Source organism: Methylosinus sp. DMC45 (genome assembly GCF_056313885.1).
Genome location: NZ_JBQUZK010000047.1, coordinates 42,214 through 63,109, shown reverse-complemented (window position 1 = coordinate 63,109; position 20,896 = coordinate 42,214). Strand labels below are relative to the sequence as shown.

Below are 20,896 nucleotides of genomic sequence, written 5' to 3'. Positions count from 1 at the left end.
TTACCGCGTAAACCGCAGCGCCGCGAACAACAGCCCACCGACAGCGAGCTGCGTCACCACCATCCAGCGCAGGATTTCGACCTTCAGATTGGCCGAGCTCGTGTCGATCTTGGCTTCGAGACGGTCCATGTCGGACCTGATCTTTGTCTCGAGCCGGTCGATGTCGGATTTCGACGCGACGCCGTCGCGCAAGGCGACATCCAGCGCCTCGGCGTGAGCGCGCGCCTCCTTCTCGTCGACGCCGGCTTCCCTCAGGCGATCGACATAGGCGAGGCGGTCGAAAACAAAGGCGGCGGAACTCATGTGCGAAAGATAGGCTCGCGTCGAAGGGAAGGCAAATTATTCGCCGCGGAGAACGACCGGAGCCGCCCTCACACCCGCATCGGCATCAGCACATAGAGCGCGCTCGCGCCGTCGCGGTCCTGGATCAGCGTCGGCGAGCCGGGATCGGCGAGGCGGAACAGCGCCGTGTCGCTGTCGAGCTGATCGGCGATATCGAGCAGATAGCGGGAGTTGAAGCCGATATCGATCGGCGGGCCGTCGTAATCGGCCTCGATCTCCTCCACCGCCGAGCCTTGATCGGGATTGGTGACGGACAGCACCAGCTTGCCTTCGGAGAGCGCCAGCTTCACCGCGCGGCCACGCTCGGAGGAAATGGTGGAGACGCGATCCACCGCCTCGCGGAAGACGCCGCGTTCGACGGTGAGACGCTTGTCGTTATTGGCCGGAATGACGCGGCCGTAATCGGGGAAAGTGCCGTCGATGAGCTTGGTCGTCAGCACGGTCTCGCCGAAGGAGAAGCGCATCTTATTGGTCGAGAGCTCGATCGCCACGGCGCCATCGGCGTCCTCGACGAGGCGCAGCACCTCGGCGACCGCCTTGCGCGGCAGGATCACGCCCGGCATTCCCGCCGCGCCGGCCGGCGCCGGCAGCTCGACCCGCGCGAGGCGATGGCCGTCCGTCGCCACGGCGCGCAGCAGCTGATGGCCCTCCACCTCGGTCGCATGCAGGAAGATGCCGTTGAGATAATAGCGCGTCTCCTCGCTGGAGATGGCGAATTGCGTCTTCAGAATCAGCTTTTTGAGGTCCGCCGGCGCGAGCGAGAAGCTGTGCGTGAACTCGCCCGAGGTGACGTCGGGAAAATCGCTCTCCGGCAGGCTCTGCAGATTGAAGCGCGAGCGGCCCGAGCGCAGCGTCAGCTGGCCTTGCTCGCCGCTTCCCTCGATAGAGACCTGCGCGCCCTCCGGCAGCTTGCGGACGATATCATAAAGCGTATGAGCCGGCAGAGTGGTGGCGCTCGGCTGGCCGACGTCGGCGGGGACCTTCTCGGTGATCTCGAGATCGAGATCCGTGGCCTTCAGCAGCAGCGCTCCGGCCGAAGCGTCGATGAGCACATTGGCGAGGATCGGAATGGTCGTGCGCCGCTCCACCACTCTGTGAACATGTCCGAGGGCGCGCAATAGCGCCGCTCTCTCGATGGTGACTTTCATTGCGCTCGATCCATGCCGCGTTTTTCATAGCAAGGGCGGGATTTTCGCAAGACGCGGCGAATAGCGCAAGGGCCGCGGCGCTCTGTGCATAAGTTCCTATTGCGGCGAAGCGCGGCGCCCCTCTTTGCTTAACCGGCCCTTAAATCGACAGCATTAAAGCTAGTGTCGGCGTCGGCCGCGCGCATTACGGCGCGGCGCAGAGGAAAACCGAGGCGGCGGACCCCATGGCGCGCGAGAAACAACGCCGCGAACCGCGTTTCGACGGCGACGGGAGCGGCGACCTTCGCGCCGACCCGCGAGAGGATCGCATGGCGAAACCCAAACGCAAGGGCAAAAGCGCGCCGCCGCCGGAGGACGATCCGGGCGACGCTCCGCCGGCGCGCGCCGCCAAGCCGAAAAAAACCAGGAGGGGCGGCGGCTTCGGCCTCGGCGGCCTCGTCTATTGGGGCGCCGTGCTCTCCATCTGGGGCGTGATCGGCGTCGGCGGCCTCTTCATCTATCATGCGGCGCAGCTGCCGCCGATCGACACTCTGGCTGTGCCCAAGCGGCCGCCCAATATCGCCATTCTGGCGTCGAACGGCGAATTGCTGGCCAATCGCGGCGACACGGGCGGCGCCGCGGTGCGGCTCGGCGATCTGCCGCCCTATCTGCCCAAGGCCTTCGTCGCCATAGAGGACCGCCGCTTCTATTCCCATTGGGGCGTCGACCCCATCGGCATCGCCCGCGCGCTGACGCGCAATGTCACCGGCCGCGGCGGCATGCAGGGCGGCTCGACGCTCACCCAGCAGCTCGCCAAGAATTTGTTCCTCACGCAGGAGCGCACCATCACGCGCAAGATTCAGGAGGCGATCCTCGCCCTCTGGCTCGAGCACAAATATTCGAAGGACCAGATTCTCGAGCTCTATCTCAACCGCGTCTATTTCGGCTCCGGCGCCTATGGCGTGGAGGCGGCGGCGCAGCGCTATTTCGGCCATGGCGCGAGCCAAGTGACGCTCGCGGAGGCGGCCGTTCTCGCCGGCCTGATGAAGGCGCCGAGCAAGCTCGCGCCGGATCGCAACCCCGAAGGGGCGACCGAGCGCGCGGCGCAGGTGGTGACGGCGATGGCGCAGGAGGGCCATATCACCGAGGCGATGGCCAAGCTCGCCCTCGGGCGCCCGGCCGTGGCGCATCGCGAGCGCGGCGCCGGCTCCATAAATTACGCCGCCGATTATGTGATGGACATGCTCGACGACACGATCGGCGCCATCGACCAGGACATTGTCGTGACGACAACGCTGGATCGCAAGCTCCAGGAAGTCGGCGAGAAATCGATCGCCGAGGAGCTCGACAAGAAGGGCGACAAATTCGGCGTCAGCCAGGGCGCTCTGGTGGCGCTCGACCCCAATGGGGCCATTCGCGCGCTGGTCGGCGGCCGCAATTACGCCGAGAGCCAGTTCGACCGCGCCGTTTCCGCCAAACGGCAGCCGGGCTCGGCCTTCAAGCCTTTCGTCTATCTCGCCGGGCTCGAGCATGGTCTCACGCCGGACACGGTGCGCGAGGACGGGCCGATCAATGTGAAAGGCTGGCAGCCGGAGAATTACAGCCACGAATATTTCGGCCCGGTCACGCTCACCAAGGCGCTGGCGCTGTCGCTCAACACAGTGGCGGTGCGCGTCGGCCTCGAGGTAGGGCCGAAAACGGTAGTGAAGACCGCGCATCGGCTCGGCGTCGCCTCCGAGCTGCAGCCCAACGCCTCCATCTCGCTCGGCACGTCGGAGGTGACGCCGCTCGAGCTGGTCACGGCCTATGCGCCCTTCGCCAATGGCGGCGTCGGCGTGCAGCCGCATATCATCGTCAAGGTCCGCACCGCCGGCGGCAAGCAGCTCTACGCCCGCAAAGGCTCTAGCAATGGCCGCGTGATCGAGCCGCAATATGTGGCGATGATGAACACGATGATGGAGGAGACGCTCTCCACCGGCACGGCGCGCAAGGCGGAGCTGCCGGGCTGGCGCGCCGCGGGCAAGACCGGCACCAGCCAGGATTTCCGCGACGCTTGGTTCGTCGGCTACACGCCGCATCTGGTCGCCGGCGTCTGGCTCGGCAATGACGATAATTCGCCGACGAAGAAGGTCTCGGGCGGCAATCTGCCGGTCGAGGTCTGGAGCCGCTTCATGAAGGCGGCGCATCAGGGCGTGCCAGTCGCGGCCCTGCCCTCCGGCTCCTGGCGCTCGCCCTCCACGGCGGAGAGCGCCTCGCCCATCGCGCCGCTGCTCGATTTCTTCTCCTCCGACCCAGAGCCCGAGCCGCCCAAGCCCTCGCGTCGCCGGCAGGCCCGCGACGAGGAGGAGGATAGCGCGACCGGCTCGGTCCATGGGCTGGAGGCGCTGCTGCCGCCGGCCGATATTCCGAACCAGGCCCCGGCCCCGGCGCGCCGGCGCGCGCCCGCCCGCGAGGAGAAAAACATATTCGAGAAGCTGTTCGGCGGCTGAGGCTTATCGACCTCCTCAAATTGTGAGACGCGCGGCACAACAATTGCGAAGCTCGGGGCGAGAACCTGTCCCGCATGTCGCTTTTGTCGCAAAAGCGGCGTGCATTTCGCAAAGTGGAGAAAGCGATATGAGACTGGCGGAGGCTTTCGCTTCGGCGACGCTCGACGATATCAAGGCGGCGCTCGATGGCGGCAAACTGGTTCTGTATTCGACCGGACGTCCGATCGGACCGGACCATAAGATCACCCGTAGCGAGGTGATGGCGACCTTCACCTTCCAGTCTCCCGCTTTCGGCCCGGACGCCGCCGACGGCTCCGCCGCGCCGCTGTTCGCCGAAGCCACGGTCATCGCCAGCGGCATCGGCACGCCCGGCTGGGCGCGGCTCTCCAAGGCCGACGGCACGGCGGTCGTCGATCTCTCGGTCGGCCCCGGCAATACGGAGATCAAGCTGGCGAGCGTTTCCGCCACCAAGGATTTCCCCATCACCATCACGGCGCTGAAATTCCTGCCGGCCGAGTCGGTCGAATGGAACAAGACCGAGTTCGGTCACGCCTTCCTGACCAATCACGAGAATCCGTTCCGCAAGGTCTCGGTTCGCGGCTGATTTCCGCTTGAAAGGTAGCGACGCCGTCTCGGCCCGACGGCGTCGTTCTCGCGCGGTCCACCGACGCATTCCCGGCGTCCGCGGACCGCGCCTTCTCGTTGCGCCTATGCGTCTATGTCGGCGAGCCAGCGCGCGATGAAACGCCGGCTGCGCTCGGCGAGGCCAGGCGCTTTGGCCGCAGCGGCGGCGCGCAGCCCGGCGATGGAGACGCCGGCGGCGGAAAGCTCGGCCGTATGGCCGATGAGCCAGCGCTCGAGCCCGTCCTTCTCCGCCTCTGGATGAAACTGCAGCGCGAGGCCGCGTCGCCCCACGGCGAAGGCCTGACGCGGATAGAGCGCCGAAGAGGCGAGCAGGGCCGCGCCATCCGGCAGGTCGAAAGTGTCGCCGTGCCAATGCAGCACGTCCGCGTCCGGCTCGACCAGAGCGGCGAGCGCGCTCTCGCGTCCCGCCTGCGTCAGGCTTATCGGCGCAAAGCCGATTTCCTTGCCGGCGCCGCCCGGATAGACGCGGGCCCCGAGCGCCGCCGCCATCAGCTGGCCGCCGAGACAAACGCCGAGCGTCGGCGCGTCGCGCCCGAGCCGCCCGCGCAGCAGCGCCGCCTCATCCGTCAGAAACGGATAGTCTTCTGTCTGATAGACGCCGATCGGCCCGCCGAGCACGATGAGAAGATCGGCGTCGGGCGCCTCGGCCGGGATCGGCTGCATCCCCGCCTCGACATAGCGGATCGAATAGCCCGCCGCGGCGATCGGCTCGGCGAAGCTGCCGAGATCCTCGAAGGCGAGATGGCGTATGACGAGCGCGGTCTTCATCGTTTCCTCGCAGGACGGAATGCGGATCGGCGCAGTCTAGGCCGCCGCCGATCACGCAGAAAGGTCCAGAATGGAGACGATGACGGGACCGCGAAAAGCTCAGTCAGCGGTGATCACGACCTCGGGATAGACGTCGTTCTCCTCGCGATCGAGGCCGTCCTCCTCGGCAATGGTCACGCCGGCGAGACAGACCTCATTGTCGTCTATGACCACCTCGACCTTCTCGAGCTGCGCGCCGACGCAGGGACCGTCATTGCAGACGCCGGTCGGAATGTCGAATTGCGCGCCATGCTTGCCGCAGAGCAGGAAGCGCTGCGTCGGGTCCAGGAAGGATTTCGGCTCGAAATCGAGCCGGCTGCCCTGATGCGGGCAGCGGTTGACATAGCCATAATATTTGCCGACGTGACGCACGATGACGACCGGGAAGGGCACGGTCTTGCCCTCGTCATTGACGCGGGCCAGCACATAGCCGACGGCCCGGCGTTTTGCGACATCATTCACATGGCAAACGGCGAAGATTTCGCGTGTCGGCTCTTCCATACCGTTCCTCCTCGGAATCGCTACAAAGTCGGGAAGAGCGAAGCAATCTCGGCGCCGGAACGGGCCTCAGCCCTGCCGGCCGTCGGGAAGCGGCCGCGGAACCGGCGCCTCATTCGGCCCCTCTCCTCCTCCACGCCGAGCATATTCGGCCGCAATGTCGGCGACCGCGGCATGGAGCGCCTTTTCGCTCAGCACATTCAGCCGCGACTCCAGGCCTTGGATTCTGGCCTGCAGCTCGGCCTCGGCCTTTATCCTCTCCCGCTCGATGCGATCGATCTTGTCGCTCTGCCGCTCGAGCAAGCGCTTGAACTCATCGATCGATTCTTTCGTGTATTGCCGCAACCCGTCGAATTGGACCCTCGTCGTCACCATGTCGGCATAGAGATCGGCGAGCTTCTTCGCGCCTACGAACACCCGGCCAAACATGTCGGCGCTCTTTCGATATCAATTGAAATTCTTTGCCCAATTAATTGAAACTCTTCGCCCAAGCCGCGTAGCTGCGCAGCTCCTCTCGATATTCCTGCATCGATTTCGCGAGCTTATGCACTTGATCGGAGATCGCCGCGATTTCCGCCTTTCGGACAGGCGTCGGCTCATTCAGCCGCTCGGGCGCGCCGACGGCTGATCGCGCCATCGCCAGAGCGAAGCCTTCGCGCTCGAGCCGCAGCGCCTGGGGAAACACACTCGATAGGAGTCGCACGGAATTGGCGGTGTCGACCAGCATGGCGAGCAGGTCGGGGGCGAGCTCCTTGCGCCCCTCATCCGTATCATAAGCCCGGCGATCCGCCTCGAGCGAATGGAAAGAGGAAAGGAGAAGACCGATACGGACGTCTTCCAGACAATCGCCGAGATGCTTTTCCAGCCGCTCGATCGAGCGAAGCAGATGAGGGGCTGCAGCGGCTTCGACGAGACGCTTTCGAAGCTCTGCTGTCTTGCGCTTCGCCTCCGCGTGCAGATCGATCGCGATTTCGCGGTCGACCGACCATGCGTCGTCAGCAGGCGCTGTGACCGTGAAATCCCAAAAAGCGGCCTGTCGCGAGGCGTCGGTCATGAAACTACCCTTTGGACCCTCGGGCCAAAAACGTCGCTTCAGATAGGCTACACCAAGCGAGCGTCAGCCTCAATGGAGGCTGACGGTCTGCAGCTGCTGCTGCCAGGCGTTGGCGAGGGCGCCCTCTTCCGTGTCGGCGAGGACGATCGGCGTGCCGTCCGCGCCGAGCAGCGCGAAAAGCGTCAGGCCGGGCTCTATGGCCGGAGCCTGAGGGTAGAGCCGCTTGACATCCTCCGAGCTCATCGTCCGCACATAGGCGATCGCTCCATCGCCCAGATGCGCGAATTGCTCGGGGGTCAGCAGGGGGATTCTTCTCTCGGTCGCGGTCTTGACTTCCATCTCACCTCCTCGGCGGTCGTATCGACCCGCCCGGCGGACGCCTACTCATCGTAGCACGGGAGATATCTGTGCATCGGGACGGCGGATTTTGAGGGCGCCGTCCCAGATTTTTTCGCGAAACCGTCACAAATCAAGGACGAGGCGCGACGGGTCCTCGAGCTGCTCCTTGACCCGCACCAGGAATGTCACCGCTTCCTTGCCGTCGACGATGCGATGGTCATAGGAGAGCGCGAGATACATCATCGGGCGGACCTCGATCTTGCCGGCGATGACGACCGGCCGCTCCTCGATCTTATGCATGCCCAAAATGCCGGATTGCGGCGCATTGAGAATGGGCGTCGACATCAGCGAGCCGTAAATGCCGCCATTAGAGATGGTGAAGGTGCCGCCGGTCAGATCGTCGAGATCGAGCCTTCCCTCGCGCGCCTTCCTGCCGAAATCGCCGATCGCCTTCTCGATCTCGGCGACGCTCATGCGATCGGCGTCGCGCACCACCGGCACGACGAGGCCTTTGTCCGTGCCCACGGCGACGCCGATATGGCAGTAGTGCTTGTAGATGACGTCGGCGCCGTCGATCTCGGCGTTGACGGCCGGCACTTCCTCCAGCGCCTTGCAGCAGGCCTTCACGAAGAAGCCCATGAAGCCGAGCTTCACCTGATGCTTCTTCTCGAACAAATCCTTGTAGCGATTGCGCAGCGCCATCACCGCGGACATGTCGACCTCGTTGAAGGTGGTCAGCATGGCGGCGTTGGACTGCGCCTCCTTGAGGCGCTTGGCGATGGTCTGGCGCAGGCGCGACATGCGCACACGCTCCTCGCGGGCGGCGTCGGCCGGCGGGGCGGCCGGGCGCGGCGCCGGCGGGGCGATCGCCGGCTCGGGAACGGACGCGGGGCGCGCCGCGAGGGCGAGAACATCGCCCTTCAGCACCTGCCCCTGCTTGCCGGAGCCGATGATTCCCGAAAGATCGACGCCCTGCTCTTTCGCGATCTTGGCCGCGGACGGCGCCGGCGGACGAGCCGGCGCAGCGGCGGCTGCGGGCGCCGGAGCGGCTGGCGGCGGCGGCGCGACGATGGGCTCGGCGGGAGCCGGACGCGGCGCGGCAGCGGCGCCTTCGGCGATCTGCCCCAGCAGCGCGCCGGGCGTGACCGTCTCGCCATCCTTGGCGACGACATCAGTCAGCACGCCGGCGGCGGGGGCGTTCACCTCGAGCGTTACCTTGTCGGTCTCGAGCTCGACCAGCGCCTCATCCGCCGCGACGGCGTCGCCCGGCTTCTTGAACCAGCGGCCGATCGTCGCCTCGCTCACCGACTCGCCCAGGGTCGGAACGCGAATTTCCGTCATGATCACTCCGCCGCGAGAGAAATGCGCGTCGCAAAGGCCTCGTCGAGGAAGGCCCGCAGCTGCGCCTGATGCTTGGACATAGTGCCCGCCGCCGTCGAGGCCGAAGCCGGCCGGCCGATGTAGCGAGCGCGTTTGGACTTGCCGCCGACCTGCGTCAGCACCCATTCGAGATAAGGCTCGACGAAGGACCAGGCGCCCATGTTCTTCGGCTCTTCCTGGCACCAGAAGATATCGGCCTGCTTGAAGCGCGACATCATCGTCACCAGCCCCTTCAGCGGGAAGGGATAGAGCTGCTCGACGCGCAGGAGATAGACATCGTTGACGCCGCGCGACTCGCGCTCCTCCAAGAGATCGTAATAGACCTTGCCGGAGCACAGGATCACGCGCGCGATCTTGTCGTCGGGCGCCAGGCGGAATTTGTCGGAGGGCTGCAATTCCGCGTCGTCCGAGATGAAGCGATGGAACATCGTCCCCTCGCCCATCTCCTCGAGCCGCGAGACGCAGCGCTTATGGCGCAGCAGCGACTTCGGCGTCATCAGCACCAGCGGCTTGCGAATGTCGCGATGCAGCTGCCGACGCAGAATGTGGAAGTAGTTCGCCGGCGTCGAGCAATTGGCGACTTGCAGATTATCCTCCGCGCAGAGCTGCAGATAGCGCTCGAGCCGCGCGGAAGAATGCTCCGGCCCCTGCCCCTCATAGCCATGCGGCAGCAGGCAGACGAGGCCGGACATGCGCAGCCATTTGCGCTCGCCGGCGGAGAGGAACTGATCGAAGACCACCTGCGCGCCATTGGCGAAATCGCCGAATTGCGCCTCCCACAGAACCAGCGAGCGCGGCTCGGCGAGCGAATAGCCATATTCGAAGCCGAGCACAGCCTCTTCCGAGAGCATCGAATTGATGACCTCGAAACGCCCCTGCCCGACGCCGACGTGATCGAGCGGCAGATAGCGGGCTTCGTCCTCCTGATCGATCAGCACGGAATGGCGCTGCGAGAAGGTGCCGCGCTCGCTGTCCTGGCCGGAGAGGCGGACATTATAGCCCTCCGCCAGCAGCGAGCCGAAAGCCAGCGCCTCCGCCGTCGCCCAATCTATGCCGGCGCCGCTCGAGATCGCCGTGCGGCGCGCATCGAGAAAGCGCTGAATGGTGCGGTGAATGTGGAAATTCTCGGGAACCTTGGTCAGCTCCACGCCGATGCGGCGCAGGCTCTCCACCGGCACGCCGGTCTTGCCGCGCCGCTCGTCCTCGGAGGATTGATAGCCGGGCTTCACGCCCGCCCAACGCCCGTCGAGCCAATCGGCCTTATTGGGCTTGTAGGATTGCGAGGCCTCCATCTCCTGCTCGAGGCGCTGGCGCCATTCGTTCTTGACCGCGTCGATCTCCTCGCGCGTCATCAGCCCTTCGGCGATCAGCTTCTCGCTATAGAGCTCGAGCGTCGTCTTATGCGCGCGGATTTTCTTGTACATCAGCGGCTGGGTGAAAGCCGGCTCGTCGCCCTCGTTATGGCCGAAGCGGCGATAGCACCACATGTCGATGACGACGGGCTTGTGGAACTGCTGCCGAAACTCCGTCGCTATGCGCGCGGCGTAGACGACCGCCTCGGGATCGTCGCCGTTCACATGGAAGATCGGCGCCTCGACCATCTTCGCCACATCGGATGGATAAGGCGAGGAGCGCGAGTAGCGCGGATAGGTGGTGAAGCCGATCTGATTATTGATGATGAAATGCACCGAGCCGCCGGTGCGATGGCCCTTGAGCCCGGAGAGGCCGAAGCATTCTGCGACGACGCCCTGGCCGGCGAAGGCCGCGTCGCCATGGATGAGCAGCGGCATCACCTCGCGCCGGTCGGTCTCCGTGCAGCGATATTGATCCTGCTTGGCGCGCGCCTTGCCGAGCACCACGGGATCGACGATCTCGAGATGCGACGGATTGGCGGTCAGCGAGAGATGCACCTTGTTATTGTCGAACTCGCGATCGGACGAGGCGCCGAGATGATATTTGACGTCGCCCGAGCCCTCGACCTCGTCCGGCAAAAAGGAGCCGCCCTTGAACTCATGGAACAGAGCGCGATGCGGCTTCGCCATCACCTGGCAGAGAATGTTCAGCCGGCCGCGATGCGCCATGCCGAGCACGATCTCCTTGGCGCCGAGCGCGCCGCCGCGCTTGATGATCTGCTCCAGCGCCGGAATGATCGCTTCCGAGCCGTCGAGGCCGAAGCGCTTGGTGCCGGTGTATTTGACGTCGAGAAATTTCTCGAAGCCTTCCGCCTCGACCAGCTTGCGCAAAATCGCCTTCTTGCCCTCCTCGGTGAAGACGATCTCCTTCTTCGGACCCTCGATGCGCGCTTGAATCCAGGCCTTCTCCTCTGGATTGGAGATATGCATGAACTCATAGCCGATGGGACCGCAATAGGTGCGGCGCAGGATCGCCACCATCTCGAAGACGCTGGCGTATTTCATGCCCATCACGCCATCGATGAAGATCTTGCGATCATAATCCTCATCGGTGAAGCCATAGGTCTCGGGATGCAGCTCGCCATGGTCATGGCGCTGCTCGAGGCCGAGCGGATCGAGATTGGCGTGCAAATGGCCGCGCATGCGATAGGCGCGGATCATCATCAGCGCGCGCACGCTGTCCCGCGCGGCGCGCTGAATCTCCTCCGCCGAAGGCGCATGATCGGCCGACGCCCCCTTGCCGGCCGCGGACTTACCATCAGTGGGCTTGCCATCCTTGGACTTGGCGGTCTCGCGCGGCGCCTCGCCGCCCAGAGCCGCGACCAGATCGTCCGCGGGCGTCGCCGGCCAGCCCGGCCGCGCCCAAGACGGACCAGCGCCTGCCTCCGCGAGCGCGGCGTCGGCGCCGAGGCTCGCGAAATAGTCGCGCCAAGCCGGGCCGACCGAGGAGGGATCGGCCTCATAGGCTGCGAGCAGATGCTCGAGGTATCTCGGGTCGACGCTCTGCAGCAGTCCGTTCTGGGCAGAAGCGTTCCCGCGCGGCGAGGGCTGCTGTTCGCCGCCCGCCGGTCCGCCATTCGTCTCGAGACGCGCCATTCTGTTCAGTCTCCCGAGCGCCGAAACTTCTCGAAGTTGAGCGAAATCATTTTAACAATTCTTTAAAGATTTCGCCCCGCGCTCTTTTTTCGGGGGACGCGCCGGCGATTCGCCGACGCGCATTGTCGCCGAACCTCAGCGGCTCAGCGTTTCGACCAAAGTCTTGCCGAGCCGAGCCGGCGACGGCGAGACGACGATCCCGGCCGATTCCATCGCCGCGATCTTGCTCTCGGCGTCGCCTTTGCCGCCGGAGACGATCGCGCCGGCGTGACCCATGCGGCGACCGGGAGGGGCGGTGCGGCCCGCGATGAAGCCGACCATCGGCTTCTTGCGGCCCCGCTTGGCCTCGTCGATCAAGAATTGGGCCGCGTCCTCTTCCGCGGAGCCGCCGATCTCACCGATCATGATGATGGATTTGGTGGCGTCGTCGGCCAGAAACAACTCCAAGATCTCGATGAAGTCGGTTCCCTTGACCGGATCGCCGCCGATGCCGACGGCGCTGGTCTGGCCGAGACCCTCGCGAGTCGTCTGGAACACGGCCTCATAGGTCAGCGTGCCGGAGCGCGAGACGACGCCGACGGAGCCCTGGCTGAAAATATTGCCGGGCATGATGCCGATCTTGCTCTGGCCCGCGGTGACGACGCCCGGGCAATTGGGGCCGATGAGACGGGACTTGGAGCCCGACAGCGCGCGCTTGACGCGAATCATGTCATGGACCGGAACGCCCTCGGTGATGGCGACGATGAGGGGGATCTCGGCGTCGATCGCCTCGCAAATGGCGTCGGCCGCGCCCGGCGGCGGCACATAGATGACCGAAGCCTCGGCGCCGGTCTTCTCCCGCGCTTGCGCCACAGTGTCGAAGACGGGAAGATCGAGATGCGTCGAGCCGCCCTTGCCGGGCGAAACGCCGCCGACCATGCGGGTGCCGTAACGCACCGCCTGCTCGGAGTGGAAAGTGCCGGTCTTGCCGGTAAAGCCTTGACAGATGACCTTGGTGTTCTTGTCGATGAGGACGGACATTCGAGCCCCTGGGGCGTCGGGGCGCAATAGCGCCGCCAGTCATATTCGGGAAGCGCGCCCGCTCGAAACACGGGCGGCGCGACGATCTGCTCGCTCGAAACGCGCTATTTGCCGTTTCGAAGAGCGGTAAACGCAAATTATTGAGAAATGGCGCGCGCATCAAGGCTGACTGGCGCGGAAGCGGGCTCGGCTCCTGCGCGAAATAGCGGCAGAATGCGCAACCGCCGCAAAGGCCGGAGAATTTCTAGGCGCCGCCCGCGCGGGGGAAGACATTCCGGCGCCGCGGCGCCTATATCCGCGAAAGGCCGGCCGCGCGGGCGAGAGGCCGAAACCGAGGGTGCGGATGGCGGAGCAGAGCGTGCGGCGCGAAAGCCGATATCTCACTGCGGGCGACGGGCTGCGGCTCCACTATGTCGATTACCTTCCGACGGGCGGCGGCGCGGCCATTCCGGTCGTCTGCCTCGCCGGACTGACGCGCACGGCATTGGATTTCGACGCACTGGCGCGAGCGCTGGCGAAGCGCGGACGCCGCGTGCTGGCACTCGACTATCGCGGCCGCGGCCTCTCGGATTGGGACGAGGACTGGACGCATTACAGCCTCGATGTCGAGGAGGCCGATATTCTGGCCACGCTCGCGGCGGCCGGCGTCGAAAAAGCGATTTTCGTCGGCACCTCGCGCGGCGGCATTCATGTGATGCGCTTTTCGGCGCGAAGGCCCGAGATTTTGCAGGCCGCGGTCGTCAACGACATCGGCCCGGTGATCGACGCCGGCGGGCTGCGCCGCATAAAGGGCTATGTCGGCCGCCAGCCGGGCTCGGCGACGATGGCCGTCGCCCTCGCCGCGCTGAAGCTCATCGCCGGACCGCAATTCACCAGCCTCGGCCAAGCCGAATGGGAGGAATGGGCGCGCACGACCTTCGTCGAGACCGACGGACATCTGCAGCTGCGCTATGATCCCGCGCTCTCGCATACGCTCGACGAGGTGGGGCCGGACAGCGGGCCGATTCTGCTCCACGACGAATGGAAGGCCATGGCCGCCATTCCGACGCTGGTGATCCGCGGCGGCAATTCCGATCTGCTCTCGGAGGAGACCTTCGCGGCGATGGCCGACGGCCATCCGCTGCTCGAGCGGCTGACCGTGCCCGGCCAAGGCCATGCGCCGTTGCTGCTGGACGAGGGGACGATCCGGGCGATAGGGGATTTCGTGGAGAGAGTCGGGTGAGCGAATAGCGAGTAGCGAATAGTCACCCACAGGCGACCGCCCCCTACTCGCTACTCGCTATTCCCTACTCGCTACTCGCTACTCGCCATGTTCAACGGATGCAGGTCGCGCACCATGGCGCGGATGCGCTCGTCCAGCACATGCGTGTAGATTTGCGTCGTCGAAATATCGGCGTGGCCGAGCAATTCCTGCACGACGCGCAAATCCGCGCCATTTTGCAGAAGGTGGCTGGCGAAGGCGTGGCGCAGCCCATGCGGGCTGATGTCGCGCGACGGAAGTCCCGCGGCGGCGGCGGCGCTTTTGAGATCGCGCGCGAAGGCCTGGCGCGTGAGATGCCCTTCCGCCGCATCGGACGGAAACAGAAAAGGCGAGGCCGCGAGCCCCGGCGAATGCTTCGCGAGCAGCGCGCGATAGGCGTGAAGCGCGGCGCGCGCCTGCTCGGAGAGCGGCACGAGACGCTCTTTCGCGCCCTTGCCGCGCACGGCGACGAAAGGCTCGCGCGCGCGCGCCGCGCTCGCCGGCAAGGAGACGAGTTCGGACACGCGCAGACCGCTGGCGTAGAGAGTCTCGAGCGCGGCGTGGAGGCGCGCGGAGCGCATGCGCTCGCCGAGAGGGCGCGACTCGTCGTCTATCCCCTCCCGCGCCGTGTCCAGAAGGCGCGTCACCTCGTCCACCGAGAGAATATCCGGCGCGCTGCGATGGCGACGCGGCCCCTCGAGCGCCGTCGCCGGATCATCGGCGCGATAGCGGTCGACATAGAGGAATTTGTGAAACTGCTTCAGCGCCGAGAGCCGCCGCGCGGCCGTCGCGCCGGTCATGCCGCGCGCCTCCAGCGCCGCGAGATAGGCGCGCAGGCCGTCCGTGTCGGCGCGCAGAGGATCGGCGCCGGATTTCTTCAAGAATTCGAAATAATCTTCGAGGTCGCGGCGATAGGCGTCGAGCGTGTTGCGCGCGGCGCCGCGCTCGGCGGCCAGCATGTCGAGAAAGGCGGCGATCAGCGGATGGCGCTTGCCGTCGCCCATTCTGAAGGTCTCACTTGTTGAGGCGCTGCGGCGAGATCGTCTGCGTCATCTCGCGCGGCTGCGGCGAGACATAGGCCACGATCGCCAGCATCCCCGCATAGCCGAGAGCCGCGAGCACGCCGACAATGACCAAAAAGCGGATGAGGCTGGGCAAGAATCGGCCCCTTTCGAAGAAAACGCATGGCAGCTATCGCCCGAAGCCGGTTGTTTTGCAACCGTCCGCGCGTCTCGTGAGATAGGCGCGCGGCGGCTGTTCCGCCACCGGCGATCGCTCGCCAGAGTCAACGAACCACAACCTTGGTTCCGACATGGACGCGATCATAGAGATCGGCCACATCGTCGTTCATCATGCGAATGCAGCCGGAGGAGACGTTCTGGCCGATCGTGTAGGGCTCGTTGGTGCCGTGGATGCGGTAGAGCGAGGAGCCGAGATACATTGCGCGCGCGCCGAGCGGATTGGCCGGCCCGCCGTCCATGTGGCGCGGCAGATCGGGGCGACGGGCCAGCATCTCGCCGGGGGGCGTCCAATCCGGCCATTCCGCCTTGCGGGAGATGGTCTTGACGCCGGCCCAGGTGAAGCCCGGACGACCGACGCCTATGCCATAGCGCAGCGCGCGCCCGCCTCCCTGCACGAGATAGAGAAACTTGTTCTCCGAATCGATGACGATCGTGCCGGGATGCTCAGCGCCCGCGTAATCGACCTCGGTGCGGAGGAAGACCGGATCGATCTGGCGCTGGACAATGGCCTCGCCCGCGCCGAGGGCCGCGACGCGACGACCCGCTTGCGGCTGCGGCTGCGGCGTCTGGCCGGTGACGAGCAGCTCGATGAAGCCGCCGCCATAGGCTCCGGGGGCCGCGGGCGGCTCCGCGCGCGCCATCGCCACGCGCAGCGGCGGCGCGACATAGGCGGGAGCCGGCGGCGCGATCGGAGCAACCGGCGGCGGCGCGACATAGGCCGGCTCGGGCGCCGGCTCCTCGGCCGGAAAGAGCCGGCCGGCCTCGCGCTCGCCGATTCCGGTGATGACGCGCGGAGCCGCGGCGGCTGCGCCGACCGAAGACGAAAGAAGAATGGCGAGGAGACAGGAGACTCTTTTGGACATGAAACGCACCGCCCGTCGCGCCGCCCGAGGGCCGGCGCGATCATCTTGCTCTAGCTGGACCGGGCGAAGAATAAACCCTGAATTTTAATCGTAAATCTGAAGCATTTTTTATGGTTGACGAATAGAAAACGCCCGCGTTCACGCCGGGCGGGGGCGAGGCGGCGCCCCTTCGCCGGCCGGCGCGCTTCTTGCCTGGGAATTCCGACGCGACAGTCTGTAGCAAGCTCGAGACAGCGCTCGGACGCCGAAAAAGAAAAAGAGAGAGAGTCCCGCCCATGCCGCAAGCGATGGCGCAGCGCGCCTATTCCCTCGCCGCCGATCCCCTGCCTCTCGTCGAGGCGCTCCGCCGCTTGCGCGAGCAAGGCTGGAGCCCGCAGCTCCAGCTCGCCGTCCTCGCGGCCGGCGATCCAGAATTCGCCTATCGGCTCGCCCATGAGGCGCTGGAAGCCGAGCTGGAAAGCCTGGAGGCGATCATATTGCGCTCGGACGATCTGCGGATCGTCTTCGATTTCGCCGTGGTCAAAGGGGAGCGCGGCGGCGATGTCTCACGGCTCGAGGATGCGATCGTCGAAAGCGGCGACGGCGGCCTGATGGTGCTGTTCGCGGCCGATGTCGAAGGCGCCGACATAGATCGCATCGAAGCGGCGCTGCGCGCGCTGCCGGATGCGAAATTCCTGCGCCATCTCGAATTGGAGCTGCATCAGCGCGAGTGGAACAGATAGGCTGTCGGGCTACGAAAGGGCGAGCCTGAAGGCTCGCGGTCCAGGGGCGCGCTTGGACCGGGCGCGCTTGGACCGCGAGCCTTCAGGCTCGCTCCTCGAGAGCAGACTCTAGACGTCGATCTCGGCGAAGATCGCCGCATGGTCGGAGGCCGCCTCCGAGGCTTTTGTGATCTCGGGGTAATGCGGAAAGAGCGTCCCGTTCTTGCCGCCCCACACGCCCTTGCGGAAAATGCCGCCGCCCTTCGTCGCGGCGAATAGCGCCGGCGAGAGAAGAATATAGTCGATCTTGTTGGACGCCGCGCCGGCGGCGAAAGTGCCGGGCCGTCCGCCGTCGTCGAAACGCGCGTGCTCGCTGATATCCTTCAAATCGGTCTGGAGCAGCAGCGGCGCCAGCGGCGCGCTGTCCGGCGTGTCGTTGAAATCGCCGATGACGGCGACATGCTCCGCGCTCTTGCGCAGCGCGTCGTAAATCTCCTTCACCCGCGCCGCCTGCCGCTCGCGCTTGGCGTTGGAGGTCGTCTGCGAGCCGAAGCCCTTGCTCTTGAAATGATTGATAAGGAGATGCAGCAAATTGCCCTTGGGCGTGCGGATTTCATAATGCGCGCAATCGCGGCTGAAGATGCGGCCGGTGTTGTCGGCGTCATCGACATGGCTGTGAATGGCGACGATCTCATAGCCCGCGCGCGCATAGAGGCCGACATCTATGCCGCGATCGTCATTGCCGTCGATCAGCATGGCGTGGGCATAGGGCTTGCCGCCCTCCCCTTTGACGATATTGTCATTGAAGCGCACCAGCGCCGGCCGGCTCTCCGCCTCGATGACGCCGAGCACATCGGCGTCGACATCGATGATGACGCGCGCCGTGTTGCGCGTCGCCTCCTCATTCACTTCCTCGCGTTTCAGCTCGACCCAGCCGATCCAATCATTGCGGCCGCCGGCGACGACCTCGATTCCGGTCTTGGCGCGCTTGACGAGATGGCCGCGATTTTGGCGCAGGATTGCGAAAGGCCCGCCATCGTCGGATTTCTCGAGCTTCAGCTCGCCGAGCAGCTTGATGATCTTCTTCTTGTCGGCGACAGTATAGACCGGCTTGCCGAGAATGGCGGAGAGCTCGGCCTGCGCCTCCAGCGCCTTCTTGCCCTCGGACCAGCTTTCGCCGTTCAGCGCATGCGCACGCAGGAAGAGATTTTCGAGATTATAGGATGCGAGCTTCATGGGTGAGCGCCCGGACGAAGGCGAAAAAGCCGTTTCACGCAATGGCCGGCGGCGCCGGCGTCGTGAAGTATAATCACTGCACGACGTTTGTTTCAATGATGCGACAGCGCTTCGCGCGGACGATTGGAGGCTTCCTGTGCCGCAGAACCGAATTCTGATCGTCGGAACCATTCGCATCCCGCCGGGCTCGCTCGAGCGGGCGCGCCCGGCCATGGCGGCGATGATCCATGCGAGCCGCGCGGAAGCGGGCTGCCTCGCCTATTCCTATGCGGAAGACGTGCTGGAGCCCGGGCTCGTCCGCGTGACGGAGATATGGGAGAGCCGCGCCGCGCTCGCGGCGCATTTCGCGTCCGACCATTTGCGCCGATGGCGCGACGGCTGGGAGGCGCTCGGCGTCGGCGATCGCCGGCTCATCTCCTATGAGATCGACGCCGAGGAGCCGATATGACCCGGCGCCGTCACTGGGACGCGTCGATGATGAGAATATCGAGGTCGCGCGTCGGCTTGAAATCGGTCTTATGGACCTCGAAACGAGTCGGGCCGGTCTTCGTCACGCCGGTCTCGCAAAAGCTGACCAGGGCGGCGGGGTCGCCCTTGTCGACGGCGAGGTGAAAATCGCCGATCGGCCCGGCCCAATTGGCGCCCGTCTTCAGCACATAGGCGATGCGTTGCTCCGGCGGCGGCGCGCCATTCTTCTTGGTCATGGCGGCGACGGCGGCGATGAAAGATTTGTCGGGGCAATAGCGCGTCCGATAAGCCTCGATTTCGGCGGGCGTGCGGGATCTGCACCGAGCCGCCGACGCTCGGCGCGTAAGCGTGCTCGACGATGATCTCGCGGCCGGCCGGAAACGTCTGCTCCCAATAAAAGCTCGTCCGCAGGCTCCATTCCGGCGCGACATGATGCTCCATGCCCCTGCCCTGGTCGTAATCGTCCTCGCGGACGAGCCTCTCCTTCAGCAGCTGTCGCTGGACGTTCTTCGGCAGCGCGTCCAGCGTCGCCAGCGTCTTCTTGGCGCGCGGCTGCAGCGGAACGCCGAGCGCCCTCAGCCGCTCGCCGACCTCGCCCCCGTCGAGAAAAGCCTTCTGCTCCATATGCGCGACGATTTCTCGCCCGTCGACGAGGGTGCGAAACTTCAGGAAATTGTCCGAATCCTCGTCCGGCACGGAGACATTGACCGACTCGCGAAAGTCGATCTCCGGCATTGGAAAAGCCACCGTCACCGTGCGATCGGCGGCGGAATGGTTGAAGAAGCGGTAGCGGACCGCGATCCGCTCGCGCGAGATCGACAAATCTTCCGAGCGCATCTCTATGTCGGCGTCGGCGCGCAGGACGAGACCGCCGGTCGTCAGCGCCGCCGTCGAATCATTGGCCCGCGCCGCAGCGGCGCCGAGACAGAGCGTGACGAGAAAAACTCCGGTCGTTCCGCGCATCGCATCCTCCGCCGGGCTCAGCGGGCGACAGGCTGCGCCAGCGAGAGCTGATAGCCGCTGTCGTCCAGCAGGCCGAACTCGCGCACGCCATAATCCATGGTCGCGATCGGATAGACGATGCGCGCGCGATCCTTCAGCCGTTCCCATAATTCGTCGATATTGTCGACGCCGAGATAGACGGCGCCGGTGAGCTGCGGCCCTCGCCATTCGCGATGCGCATTGGGGGAGACGAACATTATGTCCGCCGCGCCCGAGCGCACGCGCGCGAATTCCTCCAATTTGAGCAGGCAGACGAAGCCGAGCTCCTCGACATAGAATTTGACGGAACGGGAAATGTCTTCGGTGACGAGAGAAATGGAAATGGTGCGAATGGTCATGGGAATGTCTCGGCTGGAACGGAGCCGCAATCTGCGAGAGATCGCCCGCAAAGTCGAGAGCGGCGCCGCGGGCTCAGCCGCAGACCGGCGCATCGCATTTGCGGCTGGCGGCGATCATCCGCGCGATCGACTTGGCGCCGGGATAGCCGAGAACGCCCACAGAGCTGATGACGAAGGACGGCGAGGCGGCGAAGCCGAGATCGGCGGCGAGCTGGACATGGCGCTTCACCACGCCGCCGATCATGTCCGAATTCGCCGATTCCTCGATCTTGGCGGCGTCGAGGCCCATGGCTTTGGCGACCGCGAGAGCGGAGATCCCATCAATGGCGCCGCGATGCGCGAATAATTGCTTGTGGAGCTGATAGGCCTTCTCCGGCCCGTAGAGGCGCAGAACCGCCTGCTTCACCCGCGCCGCCAGAAAGGAGCCGAGGCCGAGGACGGCGTTGTCGGCGAGGCCGAGCCGGACATTCTTGTCCTTGCCGAGGAGCGCGTCGAGATCGCCCGCGGCCTTGCGGCAATAGGGACAATTATAATCGAAGAACTCGAACACGACCACATCGGCGGTCGCCGGCCCATGCCAGAGCAGACCGGGAAGATCGGCCGGCGAGAGTTCCGACGGTAGACGGTAATTGGCGATCGGCTGGCCGTCGTCGGCCATGATCGGAAAGAGATTGTTCTCCTGCGCCCGAGCCGGGCGGAAGGCCGCGCCCCCCGCCATTGCGGCGAACGAGCCGAGCAGGACACGGCGGCTGAGCGACGACAGCAATTCATATTCGGCCATGAGAATGCGCTCCTCATCGAGATCGCATTCCGGCTAGCACAGAAAGAAGCGATTTTGGGGTGCGCCCTCAGCCGCACCAGCCGCCGCCGCAGATCACCGAATGAACGGCGCCGGCCGGCGCAGAGGCGATGGCGGCCTCGGCGTTGAAGAGCGAGAAAACGGCGCCGATGACGATCGCGGCCAGAAGAGCGGCGAAGAGCTGGACGAACTCGGTCATGGCGGGCTTCCTTCTCGTCGGAAAAGCCGCATCGGCGGCGAACGCCATGAGAATTAGCGCCGCCGTCCGCGGGCGCCTGTGCGAGACCGCACAAGGCGCG

Annotated in this window: 22 protein-coding genes and 1 pseudogene; 5 read left to right on the top strand and 18 right to left on the bottom strand. The window is 65.5% G+C overall.

What is annotated here, in order from left to right:
* Both ACT53T_RS15185 and dnaN read right to left on the bottom strand, forming a co-directional pair.
* Positions 1-303, bottom strand: a complete 303-nt coding sequence (locus tag ACT53T_RS15185) for a hypothetical protein (RefSeq protein ID WP_476161828.1) — start codon at positions 301-303, stop codon at positions 1-3.
* 68 nt (positions 304-371) lie between these two features.
* Positions 372-1,490 carry a DNA polymerase III subunit beta gene (gene dnaN, locus ACT53T_RS15180; RefSeq protein WP_476161827.1) on the bottom strand — a complete coding sequence of 373 codons (1,119 nt, stop codon included), beginning with the start codon at positions 1,488-1,490 and terminating at the stop codon, positions 372-374.
* A 224-nt stretch (positions 1,491-1,714) separates the two neighbouring features.
* Between dnaN and ACT53T_RS15175 the strand changes: the two genes are divergently transcribed.
* On the top strand, positions 1,715-3,958 hold the full coding sequence (locus ACT53T_RS15175; RefSeq protein WP_476161826.1) for a transglycosylase domain-containing protein: 2,244 nt from the start codon (positions 1,715-1,717) through the stop codon (positions 3,956-3,958).
* A gap of 127 nt (positions 3,959-4,085) precedes the next feature.
* Positions 4,086-4,562: a hypothetical protein gene (locus ACT53T_RS15170; RefSeq protein WP_018264526.1), complete on the top strand. Its 477-nt coding sequence runs from the start codon at positions 4,086-4,088 to the stop codon at positions 4,560-4,562.
* Positions 4,563-4,666: 104 nt separating this feature from the next.
* Here the strand turns inward: ACT53T_RS15170 and ACT53T_RS15165 are convergent, their stop codons facing one another.
* The 8 genes from ACT53T_RS15165 to sucD all read right to left on the bottom strand — a co-directional run bounded on the left by ACT53T_RS15165 (position 4,667) and on the right by sucD (position 12,709).
* Positions 4,667-5,371, bottom strand: coding sequence for a glutamine amidotransferase (locus ACT53T_RS15165; RefSeq protein ID WP_476161825.1), 705 nt, complete (start codon positions 5,369-5,371; stop codon positions 4,667-4,669).
* Positions 5,372-5,470: 99 nt separating this feature from the next.
* Positions 5,471-5,911, bottom strand: coding sequence for a Rieske (2Fe-2S) protein (locus tag ACT53T_RS15160; protein WP_018264524.1), 441 nt, complete (start codon positions 5,909-5,911; stop codon positions 5,471-5,473).
* Positions 5,912-5,977: 66 nt separating this feature from the next.
* A complete protein-coding gene (locus ACT53T_RS15155) occupies positions 5,978-6,337 on the bottom strand; it encodes a hypothetical protein (protein WP_018264523.1) in 360 nt (119 codons plus the stop codon).
* A 40-nt stretch (positions 6,338-6,377) separates the two neighbouring features.
* On the bottom strand, positions 6,378-6,962 hold the full coding sequence (locus ACT53T_RS15150; protein WP_476161824.1) for a hypothetical protein: 585 nt from the start codon (positions 6,960-6,962) through the stop codon (positions 6,378-6,380).
* Positions 6,963-7,031: 69 nt separating this feature from the next.
* On the bottom strand, positions 7,032-7,301 hold the full coding sequence (locus ACT53T_RS15145) for a BQ00720 family protein (protein WP_018264521.1): 270 nt from the start codon (positions 7,299-7,301) through the stop codon (positions 7,032-7,034).
* Between the two features lie 123 nt (positions 7,302-7,424).
* A complete protein-coding gene (odhB, locus tag ACT53T_RS15140; RefSeq protein WP_476161823.1) occupies positions 7,425-8,642 on the bottom strand; it encodes a 2-oxoglutarate dehydrogenase complex dihydrolipoyllysine-residue succinyltransferase in 1,218 nt (405 codons plus the stop codon).
* A gap of 2 nt (positions 8,643-8,644) precedes the next feature.
* Entirely contained in the window at positions 8,645-11,689 is a 3,045-nt protein-coding gene (locus ACT53T_RS15135; protein ID WP_476161822.1) for a 2-oxoglutarate dehydrogenase E1 component, read from the bottom strand.
* 135 nt (positions 11,690-11,824) lie between these two features.
* Positions 11,825-12,709, bottom strand: a complete 885-nt coding sequence (gene sucD / locus ACT53T_RS15130) for a succinate--CoA ligase subunit alpha (protein ID WP_400766641.1) — start codon at positions 12,707-12,709, stop codon at positions 11,825-11,827.
* 343 nt (positions 12,710-13,052) lie between these two features.
* Between sucD and ACT53T_RS15125 the strand changes: the two genes are divergently transcribed.
* Positions 13,053-13,931: an alpha/beta fold hydrolase gene (locus tag ACT53T_RS15125; protein WP_400766640.1), complete on the top strand. Its 879-nt coding sequence runs from the start codon at positions 13,053-13,055 to the stop codon at positions 13,929-13,931.
* Positions 13,932-14,002: 71 nt separating this feature from the next.
* On the opposite strand, the gene ACT53T_RS15120 is transcribed toward ACT53T_RS15125, so the two are convergent.
* From ACT53T_RS15120 to ACT53T_RS15110, 3 genes are all read right to left on the bottom strand, one after another.
* Positions 14,003-14,953: a site-specific tyrosine recombinase XerD gene (locus ACT53T_RS15120; RefSeq protein ID WP_476161821.1), complete on the bottom strand. Its 951-nt coding sequence runs from the start codon at positions 14,951-14,953 to the stop codon at positions 14,003-14,005.
* Positions 14,954-14,963: 10 nt separating this feature from the next.
* On the bottom strand, positions 14,964-15,107 hold the full coding sequence (locus ACT53T_RS15115) for an oxidoreductase (protein ID WP_400766636.1): 144 nt from the start codon (positions 15,105-15,107) through the stop codon (positions 14,964-14,966).
* A 127-nt stretch (positions 15,108-15,234) separates the two neighbouring features.
* Positions 15,235-16,053 (bottom strand): L,D-transpeptidase, encoded by an 819-nt coding sequence (locus ACT53T_RS15110; RefSeq protein WP_476161820.1) that lies wholly within the window; start codon positions 16,051-16,053, stop codon positions 15,235-15,237.
* Between the two features lie 275 nt (positions 16,054-16,328).
* Between ACT53T_RS15110 and ACT53T_RS15105 the strand changes: the two genes are divergently transcribed.
* Positions 16,329-16,775, top strand: coding sequence for a hypothetical protein (locus ACT53T_RS15105; protein ID WP_476161819.1), 447 nt, complete (start codon positions 16,329-16,331; stop codon positions 16,773-16,775).
* 108 nt (positions 16,776-16,883) lie between these two features.
* Here the strand turns inward: ACT53T_RS15105 and ACT53T_RS15100 are convergent, their stop codons facing one another.
* Positions 16,884-17,990 carry an endonuclease/exonuclease/phosphatase family protein gene (locus tag ACT53T_RS15100; protein WP_476161818.1) on the bottom strand — a complete coding sequence of 369 codons (1,107 nt, stop codon included), beginning with the start codon at positions 17,988-17,990 and terminating at the stop codon, positions 16,884-16,886.
* 136 nt (positions 17,991-18,126) lie between these two features.
* On the opposite strand from ACT53T_RS15100, the gene ACT53T_RS15095 reads away from it, so the two are divergent.
* Entirely contained in the window at positions 18,127-18,438 is a 312-nt protein-coding gene (locus tag ACT53T_RS15095) for a putative quinol monooxygenase (RefSeq protein WP_476161817.1), read from the top strand.
* A 10-nt stretch (positions 18,439-18,448) separates the two neighbouring features.
* On the opposite strand, the pseudogene ACT53T_RS15090 reads toward ACT53T_RS15095, so the two are convergent.
* The 4 genes and pseudogenes from ACT53T_RS15090 to ACT53T_RS15075 all read right to left on the bottom strand — a co-directional run bounded on the left by ACT53T_RS15090 (position 18,449) and on the right by ACT53T_RS15075 (position 20,796).
* Positions 18,449-19,421: pseudogene (locus ACT53T_RS15090) on the bottom strand (DUF4424 domain-containing protein).
* Between the two features lie 17 nt (positions 19,422-19,438).
* On the bottom strand, positions 19,439-19,798 hold the full coding sequence (locus ACT53T_RS15085) for a VOC family protein (protein ID WP_476161816.1): 360 nt from the start codon (positions 19,796-19,798) through the stop codon (positions 19,439-19,441).
* Positions 19,799-19,871: 73 nt separating this feature from the next.
* Positions 19,872-20,579 carry a DsbA family protein gene (locus tag ACT53T_RS15080; RefSeq protein ID WP_476161815.1) on the bottom strand — a complete coding sequence of 236 codons (708 nt, stop codon included), beginning with the start codon at positions 20,577-20,579 and terminating at the stop codon, positions 19,872-19,874.
* 67 nt (positions 20,580-20,646) lie between these two features.
* Positions 20,647-20,796: a hypothetical protein gene (locus ACT53T_RS15075; RefSeq protein ID WP_157234784.1), complete on the bottom strand. Its 150-nt coding sequence runs from the start codon at positions 20,794-20,796 to the stop codon at positions 20,647-20,649.
* Positions 20,797-20,896 lie beyond the last annotated feature (100 nt).